Source organism: Erythrobacter sp. JB3-1 (assembly GCF_057364995.1).
Genome location: NZ_CP200289.1, coordinates 41,415 through 67,756, shown reverse-complemented (window position 1 = coordinate 67,756; position 26,342 = coordinate 41,415). Strand labels below are relative to the sequence as shown.

The following is a 26,342-nucleotide window of genomic DNA, read 5'->3' as shown; positions in this document are numbered from 1 at the left end:
TCTCGGCATGACGAGCCCGTGAGGGCACGCTCAATTTCCCGCAAGGTATGTGGACAGGTGGCCGAGTGGTTAAAGGCAGCAGACTGTAAATCTGCCCGCGCAAGCGTACATAGGTTCGAATCCTATCCTGTCCACCACTTGCCTTGTCTCTCACAGCTACCGGGCCGCGCCCCTTCTGTACGCTTGGATCGGCACTGGAACGCATTTGCGTTTTTCGAATCTGTGACTTTTGCGCAAAAACGTGTGTTCCCAGCGGTTTACACGCAAAATGCAACGTGACGTTGTGACTTTTGGGATTTGCGCGCGTTTGGCACGTCCTAAGCGCGCATAATAATGCCCCGCGCCATGCAAACACGCAGCCGATATTGACGGACACTCACGATGAAAAAGAGCCGCGACCGGGTTAGCGCAAGCCGCTGAGGTAGGAAAATTTGCAGCGCCCATTGGCAAGTCTGCTTTGTGCGATCATTCGGGTTATGACGGGTTCTCGCTGTTTTTCGCGGCTCCTGGAAAATGGTGTGATTACGTTATATCCGGCCCTTTCGGCTCTCCCCTATAATTGCGTCCAAGATCAGTGTCCCGGTCAGTGCGCGCCCGCCTGATCGGGCGCTGATCGATCGGACACGCTTCACACCCAATTGCAGGATACGGACATCATCCCTGCATTGTGAAACGTCCATGAGGGGAAATTTTGAACATGAAAAAGACACTTTTGCTTTCGACCGCAGCCACCGCAAGTTTGGCCGCGCTTACTCTTACCGCCGCGCCTGCGCAGGCTGATACCTGCCTGCTCGACCGCAATGATAATGGCGAAATTGATGTGGGCACTGACAATGATGGCGGCGCGACTGATAATGCGGGTGATGACGGTTCGCTGGCTTGCGGCGTGGGCGCACAGGCCACGGATACGAACGCCACAGCGATTGGGGGCTTTGCGACTGCCAGTGGCACCAACACCGTTGCTCTTGGTTCTAGCGCGGATGCGAGCGGCGGCGTTTCCATTGCCATTGGCCGCACCTCAGAAGCAACTGGGAATTTCAACGTTGCTATAGGTCCTTCAAGTCAAACCAGCGGAAGAAATGCCGTCGCACTTGGCGGCAGTACCGACGCCTTCGCGGATTCGGCTCTCGCCCTTGGTGACCGAACGAGTGCCACTGCAGAAAGCGCAACGGCGATTGGCCAACAAGCGAATGCAGCGGGCATCAATTCAATCGCGTTTGGCCGCAATTCAGACGCCACAGGATTGGCCTCCATTGCTATTGGTTCTGGAAGCGACGTAAGTGCAGCAAATGCCCTCGCAATCGGTCTCGATGCGTTCGCCGGCGGGGATCTCGTCGATTGCCATTGGCGACGGCACTAGTGTCGACGGTGACAATGCCATTGCCCTTGGCATCTCGGCTGGTGCCAATGGCATCAATTCAATCGCGCTTGGCTTTGACGCGCGAGCAGAGTCACTGAACGCTCTTGCCCTTGGTAGGTCGGCGAACGCTACTGATCTCGATGCAGTCGCTATTGGGACTTTTGCCGCAGCCGATGCGAGAGCCTCCGTGGCAATTGGCGGACTTGGGGCTGAGGGGGCTTTTTCTACCGGATTTGCATCAGTTGCCATTGGCGGTGCTACAAGGGCCACTGAAAGAGAGGCCATTGCCCTTGGCTTGCGCGCGCAAGCAACGGCAGAGAACGCTGTTGCCCTTGGTAGCGATTCAACCGCCGAAGGCGCTCGAGCGACCGCTGTTGGCAACAACTCTTCGGCTAGTGGCTTAACCGCGCTAGCTGTTGGAGCGTCGAGCAATGCATCCAGTGTCGGCGCATCAGCCTTTGGATTTCTCGCCGATGCCACCGGCGAAACCTCCTTGGCGGCTGGCTTTGCCGCGCAAGCCACGGCAGCGGGCTCCACAGCTATTGGAGGCCGTTTCGAATTTGGTGAAGCACCGGGCGCAGTAGCAGCGGCTGAGGGCGCAACAGCCATCGGTGCTGAATCCATTGCCAGCGGTGTGAACAGCTTTGCTGGGGCGGCAAGAGCAAATGCCACCGGCGTAGGCTCGATTGCCCTTGGTGCGGATGCGAATGCTCAGCAGGATAACGGGATTGCGATTGGTTCAGGCGCAAGCGCAACTCGGGCGAGCGCTTTGGCTGTGGGTGCAGGCGCTTTGGCTGAATCGGTTCGGGCAACAGCGCTGGGTGAGGATGCTGTTGCGCGCGGCGATGATGCCTTTGCGCTGGGGAACAGAACCTTTGCTCGCGGCGCGAATGCGGTGGCGATTGGCGGCTCTGCCCGCGCGACCTTGCAGCAAGCGACAGCGATTGGCTCGAACAGCCAGGCGCTAGCGGTGCAGGCTCTCGCAATTGGCGATGCGGCTGATGCGCGCGGAGTGGGTGCAAGCGCGATTGGTCAAGGCGCGAATGCAGCTCAAGATGGGGCAACGGCGCTGGGCGCAGGAGCGACCACAACGGCGGCCAACCAAGTGACGCTGGGCGGTACGGGCTCTTCGGTTCGCATTGGAGACATTGATGCCTCGACTGCCGCTCAGGTTGGCCCGGTTGATGCGGTGACGGTGGATGCTAACGGAACTCTGGGCCGTCAGAGCGTTGCCACAGCTGCCTCGGTCGACAATGTGCGGGTGGCGCTGAACGCTGTCGCGCAGGTCTCCACCGCGCAGTTCGATGCGCTGAGCGGGCGGGTGGACAACCTCAGCTTCCGTCTCGAAGACGTCAACGAAAGCCTGTCGGGCGGCATTGCAGCGGCCATGGCGATGGGCAGCGCGCCAATCGTCCCGGGTAAGAACATCTCGCTGACCGTGGCGGCATCGACCTATCGCGGGGAGCAAGCCTTCGCCGGGTCGCTCACCGGGCGGCTCACCGATAGTTTCTACATCTCCGCCGGGGTGAGCGGGAACACAGGTGATAACAGTGTGGGTGCGCGCTTTGCGGGCACCATCGGGTTCTAAGCCTGCACAAAGCGAACAAAACCAAAGGCGGGGCTTGGCAATGCTGAGCCCCGTTTTTGTTGCAGAAACGCACATTGCGGGGTGGACGTTCGCCCGCTGGCTCTTGCCCCGGCACATCTGCCTGCCTAATTGCACTGTCATGCACATCTCCCCAGACATGACCCATCGCCCCGTCATTTCAGGCACTGGCCTGTTCACGCCGGAAGAATCGATCACCAATGAAGAGCTGGTCGCGAGCTTCAACGCCTTTGTTGACCGCCACAATGCCGAGCATGCCGATGCGATTGCGGCGGGCGAAGCAGAGGCGCTGACCTACAGCTCGGTTGAGTTCATCGAAAAGGCCAGCGGCATCAAAGCGCGCCATGTGATGAGCAAAGCCCCAATCCTGGCGCCGGACACGATGTCGCCGCGCTGGGAAGAGCGGCCTGACGGCGAGCTTTCCATCATGGCAGAGATCGGCGTGATCGCCGCGCGCGAGGCGCTGGCAAAGGCAGGGCGCGAGGCCAAAGATGTGGACGCGGTGCTGTGCGCGGCCTCCAACATGCAGCGCGCCTATCCGGCCATGGCAATCGAGATCCAGCAGGCGCTGGGCATTGATGGATTTGGCTTTGACATGAATGTCGCGTGCTCATCGGCGACATTTGGCATTCAAACGGCGGCGGATTATGTCCGCGCCGGCAATGCGAAAAGCGTGCTGGTCGTCAGCCCAGAGATCACCTCTGGCCACCTCAATTGGCGCGACCGTGACAGCCACTTTATCTTTGGCGATGTTGCCACCGCCGTGCTGGTGGAAGATGCAGCGATTGCCCCGGCGGAGCATTGGGACATCCTTGGCACGAAGTTGAAGACGGTGTTCTCCAACAATATCCGCAACAATTTCGGCTTCCTCAACCGCGCGACGCCAGAGACCGCGGACACTGCTGACAAGCTGTTCGTGCAAGAGGGGCGCAAGGTCTTCAAGGAAGTCGTGCCGATGGTCGCGCAGATGATCCTGGACGAGGCGGAACGGCTGGGGATTGATCCCAAGACGCTGCGCCGGATGTGGCTGCACCAGGCGAACTCGGGCATGAACCGCCTGATCGCGCAAAAGGTGCTGGGCCACGAGGCGAGCGATGATGAAAGCCCGACGGTGCTCGACACCTATGGCAACACATCAAGCGCGGGCTCGATCATCGCCTTTCACTTGCACAGCGAAGATATGAAGGCCGACGACACCGGCCTTATCTGCAGCTTTGGCGCGGGTTATTCGGCCGGGACAGTGTTCGTGCGCAAGGCGGCTTGACCGCGCGCCTCTAGGAAGCGGTCCCATGCGGCAATGATCCGCTTGGAACCCCACCAGATTGCGGAGACAGCGATCACGGAGACCAGCCCGTCAACCGCATAGTGGTAGGCAAGGTGGACGCTGCTCACCCAGGTGATCGCGAAGAACGCGGCGAAGAACAGGCCGAGGCGCGGTGAAATCTGGCGCATGGCGATCCAAAAGAGAAATGCGATGGCGACATGCATCGACGGCATGGCTGTGATCCCGCTGCCCAGGCCGTTGTCGGCTGAGGCATAGCGTTCAAGCAGCATTTCCTGCACTGGCAGGACGAGTATCGGGATCTGCTCGTTCGCAGCCTTGAGATAGGCCATCTGCTCATCAAAACGGGTGTCGCCGAGCAGGGGACCGACGAACACTGGGCCGACCGAGGCGAGCCATGTCGCCATCGCGCCGCCAATGACGCTCCAACTGAGCACATATGTCAGGAAGAATTGGCGCCTTAGATCGCTGCCCATTTTGCCGAACGCGAAAAACAGCACGCCGGGGTAGAGCAGCAAGATCCAAACGTGATACAGGAACGCAAGGAATGCGGTCACAATAGGGAAGCCCAGAACTGGCTGGATCACTTCCCACGCGTCATAACCAAAGAAAATCGCGCGGTCCCAATCGACGAAAGTGCTATCCCAGGTGTAGTCGTTAAACAGCGGAATGGCGGACTTCATCTTCGAAAAGAAGGGGAGCAGCACGATCGCGACCGCCAACATTGGCAGGCCAGCCAAGGCCTTGCTCAGAAACTCAGGCGATGAGTAACGTGCCTTAAGAAGGGCAATGGGGCTGTCCGGACGATGTTTGTAAAGCTGACGTGCCGCATCGATTGCTATGATTATCGCCAAGCACAAGCCAAACAGGCGCGTATTGACCCAAGTCGCACCGAAGCTCGGCGCAATTCCGCGCGCCGCAAGCAGCCCGATGCACAGCGCCATCAGCGCCAAACCAATCACATAGATCGGCGTTTCACCGCGCCAGCGCGCATTTACGATGTCCCTGATCTCATTCATGCCTGCGCGATTTAAGGTAAATAGATAACTAAAGAGTGAATGAATGCGCGGCCTTACAGGGGTTTCTCGAAAGGCCTAGCGTCCACCGCAACGCGATAAAGCTGGGTGCAGAAATCGCGGCATTGCTTGCGAGGGGGCAGCTCAGCTCCTAGATGGCTCAGATGGCCGGAGAAATACTCGATAACGAAGGACGCGGTGATGTCGGCTGGAGCTGGCCGCCGATTCACCCCGAAGGACGCAAATATGGCGTGATTGCAGTTGCGATCAGCCTCTTCTTCCTCAGCCCGTGGGTTGATTGGGAGATTATCGGCTGGCCATTGCTGGCGTTATCGGCCGGGGTGTTCGCATTCTTCCGCGATCCAGAGCGGGTCGTGCCGCAATCGGACAATTCCATTGTCGCGCCTGCCGACGGCCTCGTCTCGCTGATTACGCAGACTGAACCTCCGCACGAGCTGACCATTGATGATGGCTCGGGCACGCCGGGCCTGCCAGAGGGGCCAGTCACCCGGATTTCGATTTTTATGAGTGTGTTTGATGTTCACATCAATCGCGCACCCATAGCAGGCGCTATTCGCCGCGTGATCTACATTCCTGGTAAGTTCGTGAACGCTGATCTTGATAAGGCCAGCGAAGAGAACGAGCGCCAGCATATTCTGGTGGATCGCGGCGACGGCGTGCAGATCGGCTTCACGCAGATTGCCGGCCTTGTCGCGCGCCGGATTGTGCCATTCGTCAAGCCCGGCGACACTGTGGCCAAAGGGCAGCGCGTTGGCCTGATCCGGTTTGGCAGCCGTGTCGATGTCTATTTGCCTGCGGGCACCGCGCCCAAGGTTTTGTTGGGTCAGAAAATCATCGCGGGCGAGACGATTTTGGCTGAGCTTGGCGAGCAGAAACTGCTCGAAGGCATCTCTCAGTGAGTGAACCCAAAGGTCTATCTGGGCAGGGTGACAATCAGGCCGAGATAACCAAAAGTGCACCGCGCGTTGGCCCGAAGGCCGCCGAAGATGATGGCTTGCCCGGTGCGGTCGATCCCAAAGGTTTGTCGCTTAGGGCGATGCTGCCCAATGCGATCACGGCTGGCGCACTTTGCGCAGGTCTGACCGGAATACGTTTTGCCATTACCGGAGAATGGGGTCTGGCGATCCTGGCCGTGGTTATTGCCGCCGTGCTCGACGGGGTCGATGGTCGCATTGCGCGGCTGCTCAACGCTCAATCCCGCTTTGGTGCGGAGCTCGACAGTCTGGCTGATTCGCTGTCATTCGGCATGGCACCAGCGATCATTCTGTATCTATGGGTGCTGCAAGACCTGCCGCGTTTCGGCTGGTTCGCCTCGCTCGCCTTTGCCATCTGCTGTGCGGTGCGTCTGGCGCGCTTCAACGCTCAGATTGATGTTGATGATCAGCCGCACAAATCAGCGGGCTTTCTCACTGGAGTGCCAGCGCCGGTTGGGGCAGGGCTTGCGTTCCTGCCGTTCTATTTCTGGATTGAGACGGGCAATGATGCGTTTCGCGATCCATTGCTGATCGCGCTGTGGCTGACGGTGATCGCATTTCTGCTGATTTCCAACATGGCGACGCTCAGCTGGGGGCTCTGCGCCCGCGCCGGGCGATTAGGCTGTCGGTAATTGTGATATCGGCGATGGCATTTGCTGCGCTGCTGCTAGAGCCATGGTGGCTGCTCATCACGCTCAGCATCGGCTATCTAGCGCTGATGCCGTACGGGCTTGTCAAATACGGTCGGATTAAGCGGCAGCGACGTCTTGCAGCGCAGACAGACGGTTAGGCAAACGGCGCGCAAATGGCCGAGTAGCTGACCCGCGATAGCTGGGTGCTGCTGGGCGCAAGCGAACTTCGGTAGCCTCTACATGAGGGACAAAGCCCGCATCGGCGAGACTGCGTTCACGCTGAAGTCTGATAAAGGCGTTGCGCAGGCGCAGCCCGCTATCGGTAAGGCTCACAAAAGCGCTCAGGGTCGCTGCGGTAAACAGGCTGGCCAGCAGATAGAAAATCATGGAATTGCTCCTTCACGCCTTCATTCGTTGGAACGTATAGTCAGTTTATATGCCCTGTCGTTCCATATTTGTTCTGATCGCCTTGTTCACTAGCTGTTCCATTGCGTCAAGCATTTTGTTCCACTTGTGTTCCAAACATGCTCTTTACACTAGATTTTGTGTGGGATGGGCGCTAATGGCCCCTCCATCGCAGGAGCAAGAGAGGCGAATCGCTTCATCCTGATTGTGCGAAATTCACATGGAAGGCGCTTTATACCGGTGCCGCTGGAGGGCTCTCCACCAGCAGGTTCCTTGCCTTCCAGAGGACTAACCGGAAAGGAATTACCTATGGCGGCCACTACCGTCACGATGCAGCAATTGATTGAGGCCGGCGCACACTTCGGCCACCAGACCCACCGCTGGAACCCGCGGATGAAGCCGTATATCTTCGGCGCCCGCAACGGTGTTCACATCATCGACCTGTCGCAAACCGTGCCATTGTTCGCACGTGCGCTCGACTTTGTTGAGCAAACCACCCGCGCAGGCGGCAAGGTTCTGTTCGTTGGCACGAAGCGCCAAGCGCAAGAGCCAATCGCTGAAATCGCCCGCGCGTGCGGTCAGCACTTTGTAAACCACCGCTGGCTCGGCGGTATGCTGACCAATTGGAAAACCATCAGCGGTTCGATCAAGGAAATGAAGTCGCTTGAGGAAAAGCTCTCGGGCGACACCAGCGGTTTCACCAAGAAAGAAGTTCTGCAGCTGACGCGTAAGCGCGACAAGCTGGAACTGTCGCTTGGCGGTATCCGCGATATGGGCGGCATTCCGGACGTGATGTTCGTAATCGATGCCAACAAAGAAGAGCTGGCCATTAAAGAAGCCGCTGTTTTGGGCATCCCTGTGATCGCAGTGCTCGACACCAACGTCGATCCGTCCAACATCGCATTCCCTGTACCGGGCAATGACGATGCCACCCGCGCAGTACGCCTGTATTGCCAAGCGATTGGCGATGCGGCTGTTGCTGGCCGCGGCGGCGCAGCTGCGGCGTCTGGCGCAGACATTGGCTCCATGGAGCAGCCACCTGCAGAAGCACCAGCAGCCTAATCACAGGCCGCCTCGTCAGCGCACCAACGCGCGCTGGCACATTCACTGATACACGCGCCGGGCATCCTGATTGGGGCCCGGCGACCAATTTATTTTTTGAAGGAATTCAGAAATGGCCGATTTCACCGTCGCTGACGTGAAGACACTGCGCGAAAAAACGGGCGCAGGCATGATGGACGCCAAAAAAGCCCTCGTTGAAGCGGGCGGCGATATTGAAGCAGCCGTTGACGCTCTGCGCGCCAAGGGCCTGGCAACCGCACAGAAGAAGTCCAGCCGCACTGCGGCAGAAGGCCTGGTTGGCGTCGCCGTATCCGGCACGTCAGGCGTTGCTGTTGAGGTGAACTCTGAGACAGACTTCGTTGCGAAGAACGACCAGTTCCAAGACTTCGTTCGCAAGACCACAGGCGTTGCTCTGACGCTGGGCAGCGATGATGTCGAAGCGCTGAAAGGCGCAGCTTACCCGGATGGCGGCACCGTCTCTGACAAGCTGACCGACAATGTTGCGACCATCGGTGAGAACCAGCAGGTTCGCCGGATGAAGAGCGTTTCTGTCGAGAAGGGCTCTGTCGTTGCCTACATGCACAACGCCGCCGCTGACAATCTCGGCAAGATCGGCGTTCTGGTTGCTCTGGAAAGCGAAGCAGGCGCAGACGTGCTTGAGCCGCTTGGCAAGCAGCCGGCGATGCACATCGCCTCGATGTTCCCGCAGGCGCTCAACGCTGAAGGCCTCGATGCCGACGTGATCGCTCGCGAACGCGCAATCGCTCAGGAAAAAGCGGCCGAAAGCGGCAAGCCTGAGAACGTGCAGGAAAAGATGGTCGAAGGCGCGATCAAAAAGTTCGCTAAAGAGAACGCTCTGCTCAGCCAGATGTTCGTGATGGACAACAAGGCGACGGTTGAAGAGGTCGTTGCCCGCACCGGCAAAGAAGCTGGTTCTGAGATCGTCCTGAAGGACTACGTCCGCTTCCAACTCGGCGAAGGCATCGAGAAGGAAGAAGAAGACTTCGCAGCGGAAGTGGCTGCGACGCTTAAGGGCTAAGGTTCCCTGATGGTGGCTAGGATAGCTAGACAAAAGAGGCCGTCGCAGCACCACGCTGCGGCGGCCTTTTTGTTGCAGCGGTAGGTTTCAGTTATCGCGCGGCACTGAGTTCGATAGGTAGTTCCGGCTCGACAATGCCGGGCGCTTTAACCAGTGTCGCGGCGATGACCTCAAATTTGCAATCACGCCCGATTATCTGGCCCTGGCTCGCATGGACTTTTGCGGCGCTGGCCGGGTTTTTCGCGCCTGCCTGTTTTCTGCTGGTGACCGCAGGGTCGCCTGATGCGGCAGGGATCGGCCCGGCAGCGGCTCCTTTAATGGCGATAGGCCTGATGGGGGCAGGTATGATTGGGGCAGCGGCAGCCGGGCGGTTCTGGGTCGGCATTTTACTGGCTGTTCTGGCGGGGTCTGGCCTTGCGGTCTTGGCGCTCACACTGGGCATGCAGAGCCTGCCGCATCCTGCTTTCACGGCGCTCGCCTTCCTTGTCGCAGCCGTCAGCTTTGCTGCGCGCGGGGCCCTGTTTGCGCTATCGGGAGGGGCGAAGGGCTGGTGGATTGCCTTGGCAGTGGTCACCGGCGAGGCGGCCATCATCCTCACCGCCTGGACACAGCCCAGCGCCTTGCCCGATTGGCTGCTCTTGCTGCTGCCTGCGCAATGGGCGGCCATAGCCATCGAAGCCTTGCTAACAGGCGCGGGCGAGCACATTGCAATCGCTGCCTTGATCGCATTGGCAGGCACCGCAGCAGCGACGATGCTGGTGGCAAAACTATGGCCGCGCCGCTGGACCTATGCGGTGATGTTCACGACTTGGCTCGCCCTGTCTGCGCTCGTTTGGCACAGCGGGTATGCGGAGCAGGCGAGGGGCGGAAGCGGTCGGGATGGAGTGCAGGTTGTGGGGTTCAAGGGCTAGGGCTTGGTCCATGAATTCAGGCAATTTGCGGTCGTTGGGCCTGTCATAGTTTCAATGGCGGAGCTTTTCGAGGTTAGTTTGTGAATGGCAATTAACGACCCAGATCAAGAAGTTAATCCGTGAATGGACCTGGTCCGCAAACGGGCAGTCAGCTTTCTCGAACTACCGTGATCACGTTATCCATCTGCTATGACCTGAGTGAACGTTGCAAATCGCGCTTAAGGCAACCTCCAGAAGTTGACCTGAAGTGCGGCCACGAGAGCCTTGATAACGTCACACCTGCCGATGCCCAATTCGGCAGAGCTGTAACCATCATTCAGAGACGAGATAGGACCAAACGACAGACACTAAAACATTGGCGCTTGCTTCACTGTAAGCTAGCCTCCTAAAACACAACGACCAGATGAGGCGAGACACTCACTAATCTAAAGCCCAAGAATACCTCAATCTATCTAACGACGGACAATGGGGTGGGTAAGTTGGTGCAGCCCGTTTCCCAGGGTATTGAACCCTCCAAATTAGACGGAGACGGCTTCAGGGTCCCTCAGGGAACATCATCGCGAGATGGGAAATTTTATGATTCAAAAAATCAAGTATCTTTCTTTTTTGATGATCCTGGGCTCTGGACTTGCGTCGTGTGACGGCCGGTCCAATGGCGAAGATAGTGCGCGATCTGACGACATGGGCTCGGGACCCATTGCCTTTCAAGATGGTGGTCCAGAGTTCTCCGACGCACTTCTAAAAACGAGTTCCGCTTCGCACGCTTTACACGCAGATTTCATCCAGCAATATGGTGAAGATATCGAACGATGCTTTCAAAACCTGCCTGAGATGCGAGATGGATCGAGACTAGAACTAGACGAAGAAGAAGCAAACGACATTGCAGTCAATCGACTGATAGTCGCAATTGACGCCTCAGGTTCGATGGCAGGACAGGTGTCTGGCGCGCCCAAGATGGAAGCCGCAAAAGAAGCTGCGATTCAGTTTCTTGAGGCAGCACCACCAGAGATCGAAGTGGGGCTCATCGCTTTTGGCCACAAGGGGAATAATCAAAGCTCAGGGAAAGCAGAAAGCTGTTCTGGAGCAGAGACCGTCTTTCCACTTGGGACGTCAGACAAGGGAGCGGTCAGTCGCGCCCTCAACAGTTTTAGTGCCACGGGATGGACGCCTCTTGCCTCAGCTATTGAACTAGCAGGACGCTCTTTTGATGCTGATCAAGGCCCGGGTGCTCAGGTAGTCTATGTCGTCTCGGATGGAAAAGAAACTTGCGGTGGCGACCCTGTTGCTGCAGCTCGAACGCTGAGTAGCAGCAATATGAAGGCAATTGTCAACATCATAGGGTTCGATCTGCAGCCAGCAGATCGTGATCAACTTCTCAAAGTTGCAAATGCTGGCGGCGGCGAATTCTTGGAAGTCAACGGCGGAGCAGAATTGGATGCTTTGATGGCTGATCGGAGCCGGCAACTGCACAATCGCTCGAAGTTGCAGCAATCAAAGTTCGAAAATCTAGAGCAAAGAAACCGGAATGTCTTTGATATGAGGCGCGCCAGAGTTGAATTAGATCAGTGCTTAACATCAAAGGTCGTAGGTGAGCAGCGCGCCGCTCGTGTCTTTAGGAAGAATCTCATGTCTCAGGAGCGCCAAACTGCTGAGCAGGGGAAGAGTGGTCGAAATCTGTCTCAAGAGCTAAGGTTGTTACTGAGCGCGCGGCACACAGATTTTCGCGATAGGAAAGACGAATTTTGGCAGAAGAGCCGCGCTATTCAAGATGATGCTAATCAGAGCATTGAAGAACTTGAAAGCCAGAATGAAGCGACCTTTGATAGTGCCCAGTAAGCTGCGGTGTGTCCAATGAGGACTATTCCTAGCAAGAGCTTTGAGCCAGGATTGGAGTGGAGGACGATACCGAGATGCCCGTCGACACCATGGGTCAACCGCTAGTCTATGGCGGGGTCAATATCCGTCTGCGCGATATGATAAGGTTCGGAAAACTCTATCTCGACCAAGGAAAGAACCACCTTGGTAAACAGATCATCTCAACAGACTGAATCAGGGAATCGACCAAACCAGAAGCGCCGCATTTGATGCCTGATGCGGAAAATCTGCAATCAGACGCAGCGTTTGGCTGTTAAGTGTCAATGGTGGGTGCCGCTGCCGCCCCATGGAGACGATTTTGCGGGGGGCGGGATGTATGGACAGTTTATCTATGTAAACCCAGCGCGGGGATCGTGATCGCCAAGACTTCAACCCATCCTGACTATGCGATTGATTGGGGCAAAAAATCATGGAACGATGTCGCTGTTTCAGACCGTTGCTAGCCATTTGAATCCGGATATCGTGCTGTGAAGGATGTGTAAGAACGTCCAGTCGACACCGATGTCCGCTCCCACCCTCAAATCCACACACCCAGCTTCAGCCCCAAAAACCCCCTCACTCGTCTCGCTCCTCACCGCCCTCTAGCCCGCACCTCGATCATCCAAATCTCCGGTTTCGTGAACAACCGCACAGGCAGCAGGCTCGTCCCTAAGCCCGCGCCGGTGATCAGTGTTTTGCCGTGCTGTTCCACCACACCGCAGGCGTAGAGATCGCCGTAGTCTGACATGGTCGCGGGCGCGCCGCCCCAGGGGTAGGCGATCTGTCCGCAGTGTGTGTGTCCTGCCAGCACCAGGTCGAAATTCACCGGAACCTGAGGGAAGATGTCCGGGCTGTGGGTGAGGGCGATGCGCGGGCCGGTCAGCGCTGCCATCCCTTCCAGCGCCAGCGGCAGGTTCGCCTTGCCGGTAAAGTCATCATCGACACCAGCGATAGCGAGCGGCCCGATTTGCGCCGCTTCATTGGCGAGAACTGTCATGTTCTCAATTTTGGCAAGCTCGCTTTCAAGTCCGGGCCAACCGAACCAATGGTCGTGATTGCCTGGCACCAGAACGGTGCCTAGCGGCGCGCTTAGCTCTCCGAGCGGGGCGACGATCTCCTCAGCACTGTAAATGTGCGTGGCGGTGCGTTTCTCGCTCACCAGGTCGCCTGCTATTGCGACCAGATCCGGCTCCAGCGCGTTTATCTGGGCGACGATTTCGCGCAAGCGGCTGGGCGGCATATCTGGCCCGGCCACGTGAATATCGCTGATCAAGGCAATGGTGATCGGCGCCGCGCCCGGGGCCAGCTCGTCGCTCTCGACAACGTGGCGCTTGGCGGCGGGCGCGCCCATCGTGTCGGACCATGCCTTTGCGGACAGTACCAATCCAATCACCAGAGTAAGCAAGAACAATCTGCGGATCATTGGGGTCCCTTTGTCGGCTTGTCGCCAATCATCGAAACGCAGCATTCACAGCTTTTGCACGCTCATGCAAACCCCAAGGCGGCGCAATTACTGCTAATGCTCTTGGCATCATAGCGCCTGCCGGATAAGGGCGAGGGGCAAAGACACATTCTGCCAGAAAGCAAACCACCCATGGCCCTTCCCGAAATGAAACGCGTTCTCTTGAAGCTCTCAGGCGAGGTGTTGATGGGGGAGCAGGATTACGGGATTGATCCGGCATACGTGGCGCGGCTGGCTGAGGAAGTGAAGGCGGCCAAAGACACCGGGCTGGAGATTTGCCTGGTCATTGGCGGCGGCAATATCTTTCGCGGCGTTGCGGGCGCTGCGCGCGGGCTCGATCGGACCACCGGCGATTACATGGGAATGCTCGCCACGATCATGAATGCGCTGGCGATGCAAAACGCGCTGGAGCAGGCGGGCGTGCCGACCCGGGTGCAATCAGCCATCCCGATGAGCACCGTGTGCGAGCCCTATATTCGCCGCCGTGCAGAGCGGCATCTTGAGAAGGGCCGCATCGTGATTTTCGCAGCCGGCACAGGGAACCCATTCTTCACCACAGACACCGGCGCGGCCTTGCGCGCAGCGGAAATGAACTGCGATGCGCTAATGAAGGGCACCAGCGTCGACGGCGTCTATGACAGCGACCCGAAGACCAACCCGGATGCCGCGCGCTTTGATGCGATTTCTTATGACAAAGTGCTGTCCGACAATTTGAAGGTGATGGATGCGACCGCCGTTGCCCTTTGCCGCGAGAACAATATCCCGATAGTGGTGTTCTCAATCCGTGAAAAAGGAAACGTCGTGCGCGTGCTTGATGGCGGCGGCGTACAAACAATTGTGAAAGAGGAAGCCTGACCTATGGCTCAATACGATAAGGCCGATATCGAGCGCCGGATGAACGGCGCAGTCGAATCATTGAAGAGCGATCTGGGCGGTTTGCGCACAGGCCGGGCCAATGTCAGCCTGCTCGATCCGGTGGTTTGCGAAGTTTACGGCGCGATGATGCCGCTGGCTCAGGTGGCGACCGTTTCGTCGCCTGAGCCGCGCATGCTGAGCGTGCAAGTGTGGGACAAGTCGAACGTCAGCGCGGTTGAGAAGGGCATCACCAAAGCCAATCTTGGCCTCAACCCAATGACCGACGGCCAGACCGTGCGTCTGCCAATGCCGGACCTGACCGAGGAGCGCCGCAAGGAGCTCGCCAAGCTGGCTGGTCAGTATTCTGAGAATGCCAAGATCGCGATCCGCAATGTTCGCCGCGACGGGATGGAATCGCTCAAAGCTGATGAGAAGAGCAAAGACATCTCAGAGGACGAGCGCAAGCGGCACGAAGAAGACGTACAGAAGCTGACCGACAAATATGTCGCCGAAGCCGACGAAGCAGCGGCCAAGAAAGAACAGGAGATCCTGACCCAGTAAGGTCAGGCTCTGATGGGGAAGCAATCAGAGACCAGTCGCGCCCGGCATGTCGCGATCATCATGGATGGCAATGGCCGCTGGGCGAAGAAGCGCGCCTTGCCGCGCGCCATTGGCCATCAACGCGGTGTTGAGGCAGTGCGCGATCTGGTGCGCAATGTCGGCGGCATGGGCCTCGATTGTCTCACGCTATATGCGTTTTCATCGGAGAATTGGAAACGGCCCGATGAAGAGGTCGATGATCTGATGAACCTAATGCGCAAGTTCATCAAATCAGACTTGCCGGAATTTGTCGCCAATGACGTGCGGCTTAAAATCATCGGCGATTGGCAGGGGCTGGCGCCGGATATCGTCGCTATGCTCGAAGACGCTTTGGAGCAAACCTCTGGCGGGTCAAACACGCTGGCGGTTGCGCTCAATTATGGTTCGCAAAACGAAATTGCGCGCGCGGCGGCAAAGGCGGCCGCGATTGGCGATGTGACGCCAGAGGCGATTGCGGCGCATCTCGACACGGCGGAATTGCCTCCGCTCGATCTGCTGATCCGCACCAGCGGCGAGGTTCGCCTGTCGAACTTTCTACTGTGGCAATCGGCCTATGCCGAAATGCTGTTCGTTGATACGCTTTGGCCGGACTTCAAACCGGCGCATTTGCAAGAGGCGCTCGATAATTTCGCGCAGCGGGAGAGACGCTTTGGCGGACGCTGATGGCATGACTGGCGCAGAGGCGGGCAAGCCGCCTTCCAAGAACGCAGACCTGCCAGTGCGGCTGGCCTCTGCCGTGGTGATGGTCGGCGTCTCCAGCATCGCCCTATGGTTGGGCGGCTGGTTCTGGGTTGCGTTTGTCGCGCTGCTCGCGGGGCTCGTTCTGTGGGAATGGAACCTGTTGGCAAAGGCGTTTGCGAAATCGGCGCTGACCGAGGTGTTGTGGCTGTTCTTTGGCGCGATCTATGTCGGCGGCGCGGCGCTCGCCATGGTGGAAGTGCGGCAAAGCTATGTGCCGTTTTTTATGCTCATCGGGTTCATCCTGCCGATTATCGCGGTGGATGTAGGCGCCTATTTCGCAGGCCGCGCGATTGGCGGGCCTAAGATCGCGCCCAGAATCAGCCCATCGAAAACCTGGGCTGGGCTGGGCGGCGGGATTGTCGCGGCCAGCGTGGTTGCAATTGCGGTGCAATATTTCTTCCCAGAGGCTGGCCATTTTGGCGCAGTTCCACCGGAAGGTTTTGGTGCTGCGAACCTGATCGCGCCCGTGGCGGCTGGCACGCTGATCGCGGTGCTGGCGCAGGCTGGCGATTTCTTTGAAAGCTGGATGAAACGCCGTGCAGGCGCGAAGGATTCTGGCAAGCTGATCCCGGGGCATGGCGGTGTGTTTGACCGGCTGGATGGCTTCATCGCCGTCTTCTTTGTGCTCGCGCTTACGCGAATTTTCCTAGGGTAGCGCCGATGACCCGCTCGATCACAATTCTTGGCGCAACGGGGTCTGTGGGAGCCTCAACGCTCGATCTGATCCGGCGGGGTCGCGATGATTGGCAGGTTGAGGCGCTGACCGCGAATTGCTCGGCACAAGAGCTTGCTGCACTGGCGCGCGAGTTTGATGCGCGGATTGCGGTGGTTGGCGATGAAAGCTGCCTCAGCGATCTGCGCGCGGCGCTCGGCGATAGCGGGATCGAAGCGGCGGGCGGCGCTCAGGCGCTTTGCGATGCGGCGGCTCGCGGAGCCGATCTGACGGTGGCGGCGATTGTTGGCTGCGCTGGGCTCGCCCCAACGATGGCAGCGATAGAGCAGGGCGGCACAATTGCGCTTGCCAATAAGGAAGCGCTGGTTTCCGCTGGTGACGTCATGACGGCAGCGGTTGCGAAATATGGCGCGACCCTGCTGCCCGTCGACAGCGAGCACAATGCGATCTTCCAATGCCTCGCGGGCAATGACATCGCCGATGTTGCGCGTGTCACTCTTACTGCTAGTGGCGGGCCGTTCCGCGAATGGACGCAGGCTCGGCTGGATGCGGCAACGCCAGAGCAAGCCGTTGCGCACCCCAATTGGGATATGGGCGCGAAGATCAGCGTCGACAGCGCGACGATGATGAACAAAGGGCTGGAATTCATCGAGGCGCACCATCTGTTTCCTGTTGGGCTGAACCGCCTCGGGATCGTAGTGCACCCACAAAGCGTTATTCACTCCATGGTGGAATACAAAGACCGCTCAACGTTGGCGCAGCTTGGCCCGTCTGACATGCGCGTGCCGATCGCATCCTGCCTTGCATACCCTGCGCGGATGGAGACACCGATGGAGCCTCTCGATCTGCCCAGCATTGGAGAGCTCACCTTCTTCGCCCCTGACGAGGCACGCTTCCCAGCCACCCGATTGGCGCGTGAGGCGATCCATGCTGGCGGCGGCGGACCCGCCACACTCAACGCAGCCAATGAAGTGGCGGTTGCGGCGTTTCTTAACGGTCAGATTGGGTTCACCCGGATTGCCGTAGTGGTCGAGCATGTCCTAAATCGCTATAGCGTGGCTGCGCCGCAAGGATTGGATGATGTGCTAAGCATCGATGCCGAGGCCCGCGTGCGCGCCCGTGAATTGTTGGAAAGCTCTGAACTTGTTTGAATCGCCCCCTATCTGGATGTACGCCGCTGGCTTTATATTGCTGCTGGGGCCGCTCGTTACAGTGCACGAGCTGGGGCACTATCTGGTCGGCCGCTGGTTCGGCGTGAAGGCAGAGGCGTTTTCGGTTGGTTTCGGAAAAGAGCTGCTCGGCCGCACCGACAAGCACGGGACGCGGTGGAAACTCTCCGCATTGCCATTGGGTGGCTATGTCCAGTTTAAGGGCGATATGGATCCAGCCAGCGTTCCTAATCCCGATGCTCCGGCTGAGCCGGGATGCTTTCAAAACGCGGCCCTGTGGAAACGCGCGCTGATTGTCGCCGCTGGTCCGGTTACAAACCTGCTGGTTGCAATCGCGATCTTTGCTGCCTTCTTCACGATCTATGGCCAGCCCAAGATCGAAAGCGAAGTCGATACCCGTCAGATTGGCGAGTTTGCTGAAGAATCCGCCGCGCGCGATGCGGGGCTGGAAGTTGGCGATCTTATCGTTGAGATCGACGGCGATGCCATCGCAGACTTTGAGGAAATCCGCGACAATATCGCGCTTTATCCGAACAAATCGATTGTCATCGGTGTGGAGCGCGATGGCGCTCAGATCGATATTCCGGTGACCATCGCCAGCGTTGAGCAGACCGACAACTTCGGGAACACGGGTACGATTGGCCTGATTGGGGTAGCCCCGGTTGAGGCGGAATATGTATTCAAAGACGTCGGCATTCTCGAATCCATCCCGCTCGCGGCCAGCCAATGCTGGGAAATCACCAAAATGATGGTGACCGGGATAAAACAGATTTTGGTGGGCGACCGTTCGATAAAAGAGCTGGGCGGGCCTCTAAAGATTGCGAAATTTTCTGGTGAGCAATTGAGTCTAGGTCTGGTCGCGTTCGTGAATTTCGCCGCTTTGATCTCGCTTAATTTGGCATTCATCAACTTCTTGCCAATCCCTGCACTCGATGGTGGCCACTTGGCCTTTTATGCCGCGGAAGCGGTTCGTAAGAAGCCAGTGGGGCCACGTGCGACTGAATATGCTTATCGTACTGGTATCGCTTTTGTGCTGGTCTTTATGGTGGTCGTGACATTTAACGACCTCGTTTCGCTGCCGGTCTTCGGGCCACTATTTGGCAGTTAACCGGGGAAAGGGGTCCGGTGAACGGCAATTGGCGGGTCTCTCCGCTTGATTGCTCAGGCAGCATCGGGCACAGGCAAATCTGTGCTGTAACAGCCTATGATGGGATCATGCCCCGGGGCAGGCGTGCGTGATTAGATACGGGTTAGACGGGAACACTTACTCAATGAATCGATGCAGCGAGACAGACGCCGTGTCTGCTAAGTCAGCCGGGCGGCTCTCCATTGCACTTTTGTGCACCAGCGCTCTTGTCAGCCTTCCGCAGGCGGCCTTGGCGCAGGATCAGGCAGAGCCCAGCGATGCCGCAACCGCGCAGCAGGCAGAGGAGCAAGCCGAGCAGGCTCCGCCTCCAGCGCCCGCACCAGCGGCGGACACAATCCGTTCAATCAGCGTGGTTGGCTCAGAGCGGCTCGAGCCGACGACCATCCTCAGCTATATTCGCCTGCGTGTGGGCCAGACCTACACCACAGCGGGTGCGGATGCGGCGCTGAAGGATTTGGGCGCGACCGAGCTGTTTTCGAACTTCTCGATCCGCAATGATGGCGGCAATGTCGTCATCAATGTGACAGAAAACCCGGTGATCAACCGCATCGTGCTGGAAGGCAATGAGCGGATCAAGAACGACAAGATCGTCCCTGAGATCAAACTCGCGCCGCGGCAGATTTTTACCCGCTCAAAAGTCCGCGCAGACGTTGCTCGGATTATCGAGCTGTATAAGCGGCAGGGCCGCTTTGCCGCGACGGTTGAGCCAAAGATGGTTCAATTGCCGCAAAACCGCGTCGATATTGTGTTTGAGATCAGCGAAGGGCCAAAGTCTAAAGTTCGCCAGATCAACATCATCGGAAACGAAGAGTTCTCCGATGGCCGGCTGCGCAGCGAAATGGTGACGAAGCAGGCGCGCCTTACTAGCTTCTTCAGCTCCAACACGAGCTATGACCCTGACCGTCTGGCCTTTGACCAGCAGAAGCTTCGTCAGTTCTATTTGACTGAGGGCTACGCTGATTTCCGTGTTGTCTCGGCGGTTGCCGAGCTGACCCCGGATAAAGAAGACTTTATCATCACCTATGTGGTGGAAGAGGGTGAGCGCTACAAATTCGGCGATGTCGAGGTTGAAAGCCAGATTCGCGATTTCGATGGTGATGCGCTTGCGGGCCGCCTGCCGATGCAGTCCGGTGATTGGTATGATGCGAAATCGGTAGAAGACACGGTTGAGCAATTGTCCGATCTGGCCGGAACCTTTGGCTACGCCTTTGCAGATGTTCAGCCGCGCTTCGACCGTGACAAAGACAATCTGACGATGAACATCAACTTCGTGCTGCGCCAGGCGCCGCGCGTTTATGTTGAGCGCGTGGACGTCAACGGCAACACGCTGACCCAGGATAAGGTTATCCGCCGTGAATTCCGGATTAGCGAAGGCGATGCGTTTAACTCGCTCGGTGTTCAACGCACCACCGCGCGGATCGCGTCGCTCGGCTACTTCCAAGAGAATTTTGAGGTCAATCAGGTCGAGGGCAGCCAGCCTGACCGAATTGTTCTGGAAGCAAACGTCCAAGAGCAGCCGACCGGCGAATTGCAATTCTCCGCTGGTTTCTCTTCGATTGAGAGCTTTATTCTTTCCGGCAGCATCCGTCAGCGGAACTTCCGCGGGCGCGGCCAGACTGTTGGTTTGAGCCTCAACTACTCGCGTTTCTCGCGTTCTGCGCAGCTTAGTTTCTCTGACCCATATGTGTTTGATCGCAATATTTCGGCCGGGATTGATATCTATCGCCGCGATTTCGAAAACCCGAGCTTCCTTCTCGATGATCGTGCGCCTTCGTTCGAGCAGGCGACTACAGGCTTTTCGATCCGCGGCGGTGTTCCGCTCACGGAATTCCTGTCACTGATCGGCAGTTACACTCTCAACTACGATGACGTGAACCTGGGCGACCAGTTCTTCTCCGATCAAAATGGCGATGGCATCGCGACTTGCGATCCAAACCTTGCCGGACGTTTCCTCTGCGATGCTTTGGGTGAGCGGCTTAGCTCTATTCTCGGGGTGAGTTTGGCCTACAACACGCTGAACTCTCGGATACGTCCATCACGCGGGGCTAGCATCGATTTCACCACGCAATTCGCCGGTCTTGGCGGAGATGTGAGATATCTTCGTCTCCGCGCCAAAGGCACGCAGTATTTTAACGTTGGCAGCGGCTTTATCTTCTCGCTGAGTGCGGAAGGTGGATCGATCATTCCTCTCCAGGATCGCGTTGGTGCGGGCGTTGATGACGTTTTGCTTACCGATCGTTTCTTCCTGGGCGAACCGCAAATTCGCGGCTTTGATATTCGCGGTGTTGGACCGCGCATCTTGCGCCGTCCGCTCGATACTGACGGCAACCCGATTCTCGACCGCGACCAGGCGCGCGATGATGCGCTGGGTGGCCGCAAGTTCTATCTGGGACGTGCAGAACTGGAAATTCCGCTCGGCACTGGTGCGCGTGAGCTAGGCCTCCGACCATCGATCTTTGCAGATGTCGGCGCATTGTGGGGGATCACCGATCCGCTCCTTGTTTCGTCACCGCAGTTGTTCCAAGAGGCCGATGGGACAGTAACTACCGAAGCTGTAACCGCCGATGGTGTCGCCAATTCGCTCATCCAAGCCGGCTTCCAAGAAGTCTTCTTGGGCGACTCTCCATCACCGCGTGTGACCGTCGGTATCGGCGTCAATTGGAATTCACCCTTTGGACCATTCCGCATCGACTTTGCGCATGCATTGCGCAGTGTCGAAGGCGATGAGACCAAAACATTTTCATTCAACGTAGGAACTCAGTTCTAATGAAATTCTTTGCTAAGTCGCTCGCGATTGCGGGCCTCGCTCTGTCGGCGGCTGTTGCTGTGCCTGCCACCGCTCAGGTGCAGGGCAATGTTGCGACCGTCGACACCGCGCGTGTTGTTATCGGCACCACCGCGTTCCAGACCGCCTATCAGCAGATTTCGACGACGTATCAGTCGCAAATCGACACGCGCCGTGCGCGCAATCAAGAGCGTCAGACGCTGCTGCAACAGCTTGACACGAACAACGACAATCAGCTGGACGAGGCCGAGCAGGCCGCCGCAGCAAACGCCACGCAAACCACGCGGATTCAGGCGATTGACCAGGAAATTCAAACGCTGACCGCGCAAATTGATGGTGCGCGCGTTTATGCGGTTGAGCAAATTCTCATGCAATATTCCGCTTCACTGCAAGAAGTGGTGCAGGCGCAATCAATCCAAATGATCGTCTCGCCTGAAGCGATTATCTATGCGCCGCCTCAGGCGGATATCAGCCAGCAAGTAACCGCTGCGCTCAATGCGAAGGTTCCAAGCGTCACTATCGTGCCGGCTCAAGGTTGGCAGCCAAACCGTAATTCGGTCGCTGTGTTCCAGCAGATCCAGCAAGTGCTGCTCCAGGCTCAGGCTATTCAGCAGGCGCAGGCTGCACAGCAACAGCAGCCAGCAGCACAGGCCCCAGAGGGCCGCTAAGTCCGGCTGGGCAAAGCAGCAGCAACAGATAATTTAGGGGGCAAGGCATGAGTGAGGGTTCGGAAACACCGGCCAGCGCGGAACAGATCGTGGACTATGACATCCACAAGATCCTGAAAGCCTTGCCGCACCGTTATCCATTGCTGCTGGTTGACCGCGTTCGCACCATTGATCTGGGCGAGCGCATCCACGCGGTGAAAGCCGTCAGCATGAATGAGGAGTTCTTTCAGGGGCATTTCCCTGGCGCTCCGATCATGCCGGGTGTGCTGCAGATCGAAGCCTTGGCTCAAGCAGCGGCAATTCTGGGGATTGAGACGCTGGAGCTTTCGGGCACTGGCAAGTTGGTGATCTTCATGGGGATCGAGAATGCAAAGTTCCGCGCCCCTGTGACACCGGGATGCCTGCTCGACCTCAATGTCGAATTCCTCCAGAAGCGCAGCCGGGTCTATAAGTTCAAAGGCAAGGCGAGCGTCGAGGGCAAAACCTCTTGCGAGGTTGAGTTCACCGCGATGATCGCTGACCCGCCTTCTTGATTAGGCTTCAAGCGCCAGCGTTCGCGTTCGCTCACTTTGCTTTCCTCGCTCAAGCGACCTGACGGTCGCATCGCTGCGGGCGGGCACAAGGCCCTTGCGATCACTTTGTGATCGTATCGAAACTACTCTTGCATTTTTGAGCAGGAGCGCTAAACGCGCCGCTTCTCAATTCAACAGCGCAGCCGGTCGGTACCGGCGAAAGCTACGAAGGAAATACCGCCATGAAGGCCGATACACACCCCGATTACCACATGATCACGGTCAAGATGACTGATGGTACAGAATTTCAGACACGCTCCACCTGGGGTAAAGAAGGCGACACTCTGGCGCTTGATATTGACCCGACCAGCCACCCGGCTTGGACCGGCGGTAAGCAGCAAATTCAAGAGGGCGGCCGTGTTGCTGCGTTCAACAAGCGCTTTGGTGGTCTTTCGCTTAAGAAATAAGCGCTTAGCGAGATTTGCGATGGCAACATCGCACCAATGGGGCGGTCCTGCGGGTCCGCCCTTTTTGTTTGCCCAAAGGTGCCCTCAAAGCCACCATTGCCAATCACCCGCACGGCGCTAGTCTCAGCGGCCGAAGATTCGCGCCAAGAGCCGCCAATTCGCGCGCCGCCAACACAGTCCAAAGAACGAAGCGAAATATTCTTGCGCAAATGCGATTTCCGCGCAGTTTTCGCTTCACACGGGTCTGTGTTTGTGCAACAGGCTCGCCCCGCACGCAAGCGGCCTTGACCAGGCCGTCAGCACGCGTAACACGCCCCTCTTGCGTAGGCTTGGCAGCGACTTAGGTTGCGTTGAGACGGGGCATTTGGCGATCGTAGCTCAGTTGGTTAGAGCGCCGGTTTGTGGTACCGGAGGTCGGGGATTCGAGCTCCCTCGGTCGCCCCATTTTCCCCCATCAATGCCCCTTTCGATGCGTGGTCATGCAAAGCGCACCGCCATTTGAACTGGGGCTTGATCGCTGATGACCGCATTCTGGACCGAACCGGACTTTGACAAACACGAACTCGTGCAGGTTGTGCATGAGCGTAAGAGCGGTTTGACCGCGATTATTGCCGTGCATTCGTCGCATCTCGGCCCGGGCGCGGGCGGCACGCGGTTCTGGCACTATCCCAATCCCAAAGACGGCCTGCGCGATGCGCTGCGCCTCAGCCGCGGTATGAGCTACAAAAACGCAATGGCTGGCCTCCCGATGGGCGGCGGTAAAGCGGTGATCCTGGCCAATGATGCACGCACCAAGACGCCTGAAATGTTGGCCGCATTCGGTGATGCCGTCGAAGCTCTTGGTGGCCGCTATGTGACGGCAGAAGACGTCGGTATCAGCGAAGCCGATATGGTCGCCGTAGCCAAGCAAACCGCGCATGTCTCTGGCCTCCCAGTAGAAGGCGAGGGCAATGCTGGCGGTGATCCCGGCCCGTTCACCGCGATGGGCATTTATCACGGCATCAAAGCCGCCGTTCGCCACAAGCTGGGCAAAGACAGCGTCGAGGGTGTGCATGTCGCCGTGCAGGGCACGGGCAGCGTTGGCGCCGGTGTTGCCCGCTTGCTCGCAAAAGATGGAGCGAAACTGACCCTCGCAGACATTCACGCTGATCGCGCATCGGAATTGGCGCGCGAATTGGGCGGCGAAGCCGTGAGCGCGGATGCGATTATGAGCACATCCTGTGATGTGTTCAGCCCCAATGCGCTGGGCGCGATCTTGGATGAAGAGGGCATTGCCCGTCTCGATACGCCAATCGTCGCTGGCGGCGCGAACAATCAGCTCGCCCGCGCCGAGCACGGCAAGGTACTGGCGGAACGCGGAATTCTCTACGCGCCTGATTATGTCATCAATGCAGGCGGCATTATTTCGGTCGCACTGGAATATCTCGCACGCCGCAATGGAACCCCGGGCGACATCAATGACGTTCGCAAACGGATTGCGCAAATCCCTGAACGGCTTGAGGAAATTTGGCTCAAAAGCGAAGAAACGGGCGTTTCATCCGACGTGGTTGCCGACCGTATGGCGCAAGAGCTGATCGGCCGCGGCTAAGTCTTTGGGCGCGCTCAACCGGGCGTTTCTGACGCGCGGATTGCCGGTGTTTCATGAAGCTTACCGGGTGTTGACAATTTTGCGCCCTTGCCGCGCGGCGAGGGTACGCTAAATCAACGGCGAACAAGCAACGGTATTTATGCACGGCTACGCCAACCCAACCCGTTTTCTCTCTCTTGCCCGCTGGCTGACGCCAGTGCTGCTGCTGAGCGGGATTGTGCTTTCTGTGGGCGCGGTCGCGTGGGGGCTGTTCGTCGTTCCGCCTGATCGGTTGATGGGCGAGACGGTCCGCATTCTTTACATTCACGTGCCATCGGCATGGCTCGGCATGGGCGGTTGGACCGGCATTGCGCTGTCCAGCGCGGCGCTGCTGATTTGGAAGCATCCGCTCGCCGCGATTGGTGCGCGCGCGGTTGCTGTGCCGGGCATGGTGTTTACCGCCATTTGCCTTGCGACCGGTTCTATCTGGGGGCGGCCCACCTGGGGTTCTTGGTGGGTGTGGGATGGCCGGCTCACCAGCATGCTGGTGCTGCTCTTCCTTTATGCAGGCTATATCGCTTTGGCTCAGGCCAGCGCGCGCGATGGCGGATCGAGCAAGATCCCAGCGATCTTTGGCATTGTCGGCGCGGTTAACATCCCGATCATCAATCGCTCGGTTGTGTGGTGGAATTCGCTGCATCAACCGCCCAGCATCACTGTTGGTAAGAGCGCGATTGCGGGCGAATTCCTGATCCCGTTGCTGATCGCTGTGCTCGGTTTCTCGCTGCTGTTCGGCGGAATTGTGCTAATGCGAATGCGCGCGCTGATCGCGGAAATGCAGGTTGAGGCGCGCCTGCGCCGCCGCGCGCTTGAAGATGATGTGCCGGCTGCCGCAACTATGGGAACCAGCCGATGCGTGAAGCGCTCAACCAGTGGGACTACGTAATTGCGGCGTATGTGGTCGGGATTGGCGCATTGATCGCAGTGACGATTTGGGCGTGGCAAAGCATGCGGCGGGCCGAACGCCGCCGGGATGAGGTGAAGCGGCGATGACAGAGACAAGCACAGGGCTACGCGCGAAGCATCAGCGAATGGTGCTGGTGGTGATCGCCATTGTCGCTGTTGTCGCAGCGGGCCTGCTGGCGGCTTATGCGCTGCGCAATCAAGCGAACTTCTTCTATCTGCCAGAGCAAATGAGCGCGAACCCGCCGGAGGCTGGCATAGCGGTGCGGCTGGGCGGCATGGTTCAGCCCGGCTCGCTCGAAACGCTGGATGATGGGATTACCGTCGCCTTTGTTGTCACCGGCAACGAAACCGCAACCATTCCGGTGCGCTACAGCGGTATCTTGCCTGACCTATTCGTGGAGGGCTCCGGCGTGGTCGCCGATGGCAGCCTGCAGGAAAACGGCACCTTCCTCGCCACCAACTTACTGGCGAAGCACGATGAGAATTACGTGCCGCGTGAGCTGGAAGGGCTGGAGCAGCATCAATCGCCTGAGCAATCCTACACCACCACGATGTACACGGATTAAGG

General features: G+C 58.2%; 25 protein-coding genes, 2 tRNA genes and 1 pseudogene. 25 read left to right on the top strand and 3 right to left on the bottom strand.

The features are described from left to right. Positions 1-51: 51 nt before the first annotated feature. The 4 genes from AC0V6M_RS00290 to AC0V6M_RS00275 all read left to right on the top strand — a co-directional run bounded on the left by AC0V6M_RS00290 (position 52) and on the right by AC0V6M_RS00275 (position 4,230). A tRNA-Tyr gene (locus AC0V6M_RS00290) sits at positions 52-137 on the top strand. A 560-nt stretch (positions 138-697) separates the two neighbouring features. Continuing rightward, positions 698-1,360, top strand: coding sequence for a hypothetical protein (locus AC0V6M_RS00285; RefSeq protein ID WP_486136878.1), 663 nt, complete (start codon positions 698-700; stop codon positions 1,358-1,360). Then, a complete protein-coding gene (locus AC0V6M_RS00280) occupies positions 1,311-2,948 on the top strand; it encodes a YadA-like family protein (RefSeq protein WP_486136877.1) in 1,638 nt (545 codons plus the stop codon). The genes AC0V6M_RS00285 and AC0V6M_RS00280 overlap by 50 nt, the downstream gene beginning before the upstream one ends. A gap of 157 nt (positions 2,949-3,105) precedes the next feature. Beyond that, complete coding sequence (locus tag AC0V6M_RS00275; RefSeq protein ID WP_486136876.1) at positions 3,106-4,230, top strand: beta-ketoacyl-ACP synthase III; 1,125 nt, start codon at positions 3,106-3,108, stop codon at positions 4,228-4,230. On the opposite strand, the gene AC0V6M_RS00270 is transcribed toward AC0V6M_RS00275, so the two are convergent. Continuing rightward, complete coding sequence (locus AC0V6M_RS00270; RefSeq protein WP_486136875.1) at positions 4,191-5,267, bottom strand: phosphatase PAP2 family protein; 1,077 nt, start codon at positions 5,265-5,267, stop codon at positions 4,191-4,193. The two genes, AC0V6M_RS00275 and AC0V6M_RS00270, sit on opposite strands and share 40 nt — an antisense overlap. Positions 5,268-5,428: 161 nt before the next feature. Between AC0V6M_RS00270 and AC0V6M_RS00265 the strand changes: the two genes are divergently transcribed. Then, positions 5,429-6,184 carry a phosphatidylserine decarboxylase gene (locus tag AC0V6M_RS00265; protein ID WP_486139540.1) on the top strand — a complete coding sequence of 252 codons (756 nt, stop codon included), beginning with the start codon at positions 5,429-5,431 and terminating at the stop codon, positions 6,182-6,184. A gap of 137 nt (positions 6,185-6,321) precedes the next feature. Beyond that, positions 6,322-7,049: pseudogene (locus AC0V6M_RS00260) on the top strand (CDP-alcohol phosphatidyltransferase family protein). Here AC0V6M_RS00260 and AC0V6M_RS00255 read toward each other — a convergent pair. Further along, a complete protein-coding gene (locus tag AC0V6M_RS00255) occupies positions 7,009-7,278 on the bottom strand; it encodes a hypothetical protein (RefSeq protein WP_486136874.1) in 270 nt (89 codons plus the stop codon). The pseudogene AC0V6M_RS00260 and the gene AC0V6M_RS00255 sit on opposite strands and share 41 nt — an antisense overlap. 327 nt (positions 7,279-7,605) lie before the next feature. Between AC0V6M_RS00255 and rpsB the strand changes: the two genes are divergently transcribed. From rpsB to AC0V6M_RS00230, 5 genes are all read left to right on the top strand, one after another. Continuing rightward, complete coding sequence (gene rpsB, locus AC0V6M_RS00250) at positions 7,606-8,358, top strand: 30S ribosomal protein S2 (RefSeq protein ID WP_472639181.1); 753 nt, start codon at positions 7,606-7,608, stop codon at positions 8,356-8,358. Between the two features lie 112 nt (positions 8,359-8,470). Beyond that, complete coding sequence (tsf, locus tag AC0V6M_RS00245) at positions 8,471-9,397, top strand: translation elongation factor Ts (RefSeq protein ID WP_486136873.1); 927 nt, start codon at positions 8,471-8,473, stop codon at positions 9,395-9,397. Positions 9,398-9,561: 164 nt separating this feature from the next. Further along, a complete protein-coding gene (locus tag AC0V6M_RS00240) occupies positions 9,562-10,308 on the top strand; it encodes a hypothetical protein (protein ID WP_486136872.1) in 747 nt (248 codons plus the stop codon). A 576-nt stretch (positions 10,309-10,884) separates the two neighbouring features. Continuing rightward, on the top strand, positions 10,885-12,144 hold the full coding sequence (locus AC0V6M_RS00235; protein ID WP_486136871.1) for a vWA domain-containing protein: 1,260 nt from the start codon (positions 10,885-10,887) through the stop codon (positions 12,142-12,144). Positions 12,145-12,218: 74 nt separating this feature from the next. Beyond that, the gene (locus AC0V6M_RS00230) at positions 12,219-12,356 is read left to right on the top strand and encodes a hypothetical protein (protein ID WP_486136870.1); all 138 of its coding nucleotides are present in this window, start codon (positions 12,219-12,221) and stop codon (positions 12,354-12,356) included. Between the two features lie 398 nt (positions 12,357-12,754). Here the strand turns inward: AC0V6M_RS00230 and AC0V6M_RS00225 are convergent, their stop codons facing one another. Next, a complete protein-coding gene (locus AC0V6M_RS00225; protein WP_486136869.1) occupies positions 12,755-13,585 on the bottom strand; it encodes a metallophosphoesterase in 831 nt (276 codons plus the stop codon). 171 nt (positions 13,586-13,756) lie between these two features. Between AC0V6M_RS00225 and pyrH the strand changes: the two genes are divergently transcribed. The 14 genes from pyrH (at position 13,757) to ccmE (ending at position 26,340) form a co-directional block, all read left to right on the top strand. Beyond that, a complete protein-coding gene (gene pyrH, locus AC0V6M_RS00220) occupies positions 13,757-14,479 on the top strand; it encodes a UMP kinase (RefSeq protein ID WP_472644787.1) in 723 nt (240 codons plus the stop codon). Positions 14,480-14,482: 3 nt separating this feature from the next. Continuing rightward, positions 14,483-15,040 carry a ribosome recycling factor gene (gene frr / locus AC0V6M_RS00215; RefSeq protein ID WP_486136868.1) on the top strand — a complete coding sequence of 186 codons (558 nt, stop codon included), beginning with the start codon at positions 14,483-14,485 and terminating at the stop codon, positions 15,038-15,040. A 12-nt stretch (positions 15,041-15,052) separates the two neighbouring features. Further along, complete coding sequence (uppS, locus tag AC0V6M_RS00210; RefSeq protein WP_486136867.1) at positions 15,053-15,742, top strand: polyprenyl diphosphate synthase; 690 nt, start codon at positions 15,053-15,055, stop codon at positions 15,740-15,742. Positions 15,743-15,746: 4 nt separating this feature from the next. Beyond that, entirely contained in the window at positions 15,747-16,475 is a 729-nt protein-coding gene (locus AC0V6M_RS00205; RefSeq protein WP_486139539.1) for a phosphatidate cytidylyltransferase, read from the top strand. A 5-nt stretch (positions 16,476-16,480) separates the two neighbouring features. Next, positions 16,481-17,644 carry a 1-deoxy-D-xylulose-5-phosphate reductoisomerase gene (gene dxr, locus AC0V6M_RS00200; protein WP_486136866.1) on the top strand — a complete coding sequence of 388 codons (1,164 nt, stop codon included), beginning with the start codon at positions 16,481-16,483 and terminating at the stop codon, positions 17,642-17,644. A 16-nt stretch (positions 17,645-17,660) separates the two neighbouring features. After that, positions 17,661-18,770: an RIP metalloprotease RseP gene (gene rseP / locus AC0V6M_RS00195; protein WP_486139538.1), complete on the top strand. Its 1,110-nt coding sequence runs from the start codon at positions 17,661-17,663 to the stop codon at positions 18,768-18,770. Between the two features lie 163 nt (positions 18,771-18,933). Next, a complete protein-coding gene (gene bamA, locus AC0V6M_RS00190) occupies positions 18,934-21,576 on the top strand; it encodes an outer membrane protein assembly factor BamA (RefSeq protein ID WP_486136865.1) in 2,643 nt (880 codons plus the stop codon). After that, positions 21,576-22,262: an OmpH/Skp family outer membrane protein gene (locus AC0V6M_RS00185; RefSeq protein ID WP_486136864.1), complete on the top strand. Its 687-nt coding sequence runs from the start codon at positions 21,576-21,578 to the stop codon at positions 22,260-22,262. Before bamA ends, AC0V6M_RS00185 begins: the two co-directional genes overlap by 1 nt. Before the next feature lie 47 nt (positions 22,263-22,309). Next, positions 22,310-22,795, top strand: a complete 486-nt coding sequence (gene fabZ, locus AC0V6M_RS00180) for a 3-hydroxyacyl-ACP dehydratase FabZ (protein ID WP_472644794.1) — start codon at positions 22,310-22,312, stop codon at positions 22,793-22,795. Between the two features lie 221 nt (positions 22,796-23,016). Continuing rightward, positions 23,017-23,241 carry a 50S ribosomal protein L31 gene (gene rpmE, locus AC0V6M_RS00175; protein WP_472639169.1) on the top strand — a complete coding sequence of 75 codons (225 nt, stop codon included), beginning with the start codon at positions 23,017-23,019 and terminating at the stop codon, positions 23,239-23,241. 367 nt (positions 23,242-23,608) lie between these two features. Continuing rightward, positions 23,609-23,685, top strand: a tRNA-His gene (locus tag AC0V6M_RS00170). Positions 23,686-23,761: 76 nt separating this feature from the next. Next, complete coding sequence (locus AC0V6M_RS00165) at positions 23,762-24,829, top strand: Leu/Phe/Val dehydrogenase (RefSeq protein ID WP_486136863.1); 1,068 nt, start codon at positions 23,762-23,764, stop codon at positions 24,827-24,829. Positions 24,830-24,968: 139 nt separating this feature from the next. Further along, positions 24,969-25,754: a heme ABC transporter permease CcmC gene (ccmC, locus tag AC0V6M_RS00160; protein WP_486136862.1), complete on the top strand. Its 786-nt coding sequence runs from the start codon at positions 24,969-24,971 to the stop codon at positions 25,752-25,754. 103 nt (positions 25,755-25,857) lie between these two features. Beyond that, on the top strand, positions 25,858-26,340 hold the full coding sequence (gene ccmE / locus AC0V6M_RS00155) for a cytochrome c maturation protein CcmE (RefSeq protein ID WP_486136861.1): 483 nt from the start codon (positions 25,858-25,860) through the stop codon (positions 26,338-26,340). The last annotated feature ends 2 nt before the right edge of the window (positions 26,341-26,342 follow it).

What these genes read in the sequence shown, in the direction of transcription:
- AC0V6M_RS00275 (WP_486136876.1), top strand. Translation starts at nt 3,106, where the DNA reads ATGACCCATCGCCCCGTCATTTCAGGCACTGGCCTGTTCACGCCGGAA.
- rpsB (WP_472639181.1), top strand. Translation starts at nt 7,606, where the DNA reads ATGGCGGCCACTACCGTCACGATGCAGCAATTGATTGAGGCCGGCGCA.
- bamA (WP_486136865.1), top strand. Translation starts at nt 18,934, where the DNA reads ATGAATCGATGCAGCGAGACAGACGCCGTGTCTGCTAAGTCAGCCGGG.
- tsf (WP_486136873.1), top strand. Translation starts at nt 8,471, where the DNA reads ATGGCCGATTTCACCGTCGCTGACGTGAAGACACTGCGCGAAAAAACG.
- AC0V6M_RS00205 (WP_486139539.1), top strand. Translation starts at nt 15,747, where the DNA reads ATGACTGGCGCAGAGGCGGGCAAGCCGCCTTCCAAGAACGCAGACCTG.
- AC0V6M_RS00165 (WP_486136863.1), top strand. Translation starts at nt 23,762, where the DNA reads ATGACCGCATTCTGGACCGAACCGGACTTTGACAAACACGAACTCGTG.
- rseP (WP_486139538.1), top strand. Translation starts at nt 17,661, where the DNA reads ATGTACGCCGCTGGCTTTATATTGCTGCTGGGGCCGCTCGTTACAGTG.
- pyrH (WP_472644787.1), top strand. Translation starts at nt 13,757, where the DNA reads ATGGCCCTTCCCGAAATGAAACGCGTTCTCTTGAAGCTCTCAGGCGAG.
- uppS (WP_486136867.1), top strand. Translation starts at nt 15,053, where the DNA reads ATGGGGAAGCAATCAGAGACCAGTCGCGCCCGGCATGTCGCGATCATC.
- AC0V6M_RS00240 (WP_486136872.1), top strand. Translation starts at nt 9,562, where the DNA reads ATGACCTCAAATTTGCAATCACGCCCGATTATCTGGCCCTGGCTCGCA.
- AC0V6M_RS00255 (WP_486136874.1), bottom strand. Translation starts at nt 7,278, where the DNA reads ATGATTTTCTATCTGCTGGCCAGCCTGTTTACCGCAGCGACCCTGAGC.
- AC0V6M_RS00230 (WP_486136870.1), top strand. Translation starts at nt 12,219, where the DNA reads ATGCCCGTCGACACCATGGGTCAACCGCTAGTCTATGGCGGGGTCAAT.
- AC0V6M_RS00270 (WP_486136875.1), bottom strand. Translation starts at nt 5,267, where the DNA reads ATGAATGAGATCAGGGACATCGTAAATGCGCGCTGGCGCGGTGAAACG.
- AC0V6M_RS00225 (WP_486136869.1), bottom strand. Translation starts at nt 13,585, where the DNA reads ATGATCCGCAGATTGTTCTTGCTTACTCTGGTGATTGGATTGGTACTG.
- AC0V6M_RS00280 (WP_486136877.1), top strand. Translation starts at nt 1,311, where the DNA reads ATGCGTTCGCCGGCGGGGATCTCGTCGATTGCCATTGGCGACGGCACT.
- fabZ (WP_472644794.1), top strand. Translation starts at nt 22,310, where the DNA reads ATGAGTGAGGGTTCGGAAACACCGGCCAGCGCGGAACAGATCGTGGAC.
- ccmE (WP_486136861.1), top strand. Translation starts at nt 25,858, where the DNA reads ATGACAGAGACAAGCACAGGGCTACGCGCGAAGCATCAGCGAATGGTG.
- dxr (WP_486136866.1), top strand. Translation starts at nt 16,481, where the DNA reads ATGACCCGCTCGATCACAATTCTTGGCGCAACGGGGTCTGTGGGAGCC.
- ccmC (WP_486136862.1), top strand. Translation starts at nt 24,969, where the DNA reads ATGCACGGCTACGCCAACCCAACCCGTTTTCTCTCTCTTGCCCGCTGG.
- AC0V6M_RS00185 (WP_486136864.1), top strand. Translation starts at nt 21,576, where the DNA reads ATGAAATTCTTTGCTAAGTCGCTCGCGATTGCGGGCCTCGCTCTGTCG.
- AC0V6M_RS00235 (WP_486136871.1), top strand. Translation starts at nt 10,885, where the DNA reads ATGATTCAAAAAATCAAGTATCTTTCTTTTTTGATGATCCTGGGCTCT.
- frr (WP_486136868.1), top strand. Translation starts at nt 14,483, where the DNA reads ATGGCTCAATACGATAAGGCCGATATCGAGCGCCGGATGAACGGCGCA.
- AC0V6M_RS00285 (WP_486136878.1), top strand. Translation starts at nt 698, where the DNA reads ATGAAAAAGACACTTTTGCTTTCGACCGCAGCCACCGCAAGTTTGGCC.
- rpmE (WP_472639169.1), top strand. Translation starts at nt 23,017, where the DNA reads ATGAAGGCCGATACACACCCCGATTACCACATGATCACGGTCAAGATG.
- AC0V6M_RS00265 (WP_486139540.1), top strand. Translation starts at nt 5,429, where the DNA reads ATGGCCGGAGAAATACTCGATAACGAAGGACGCGGTGATGTCGGCTGG.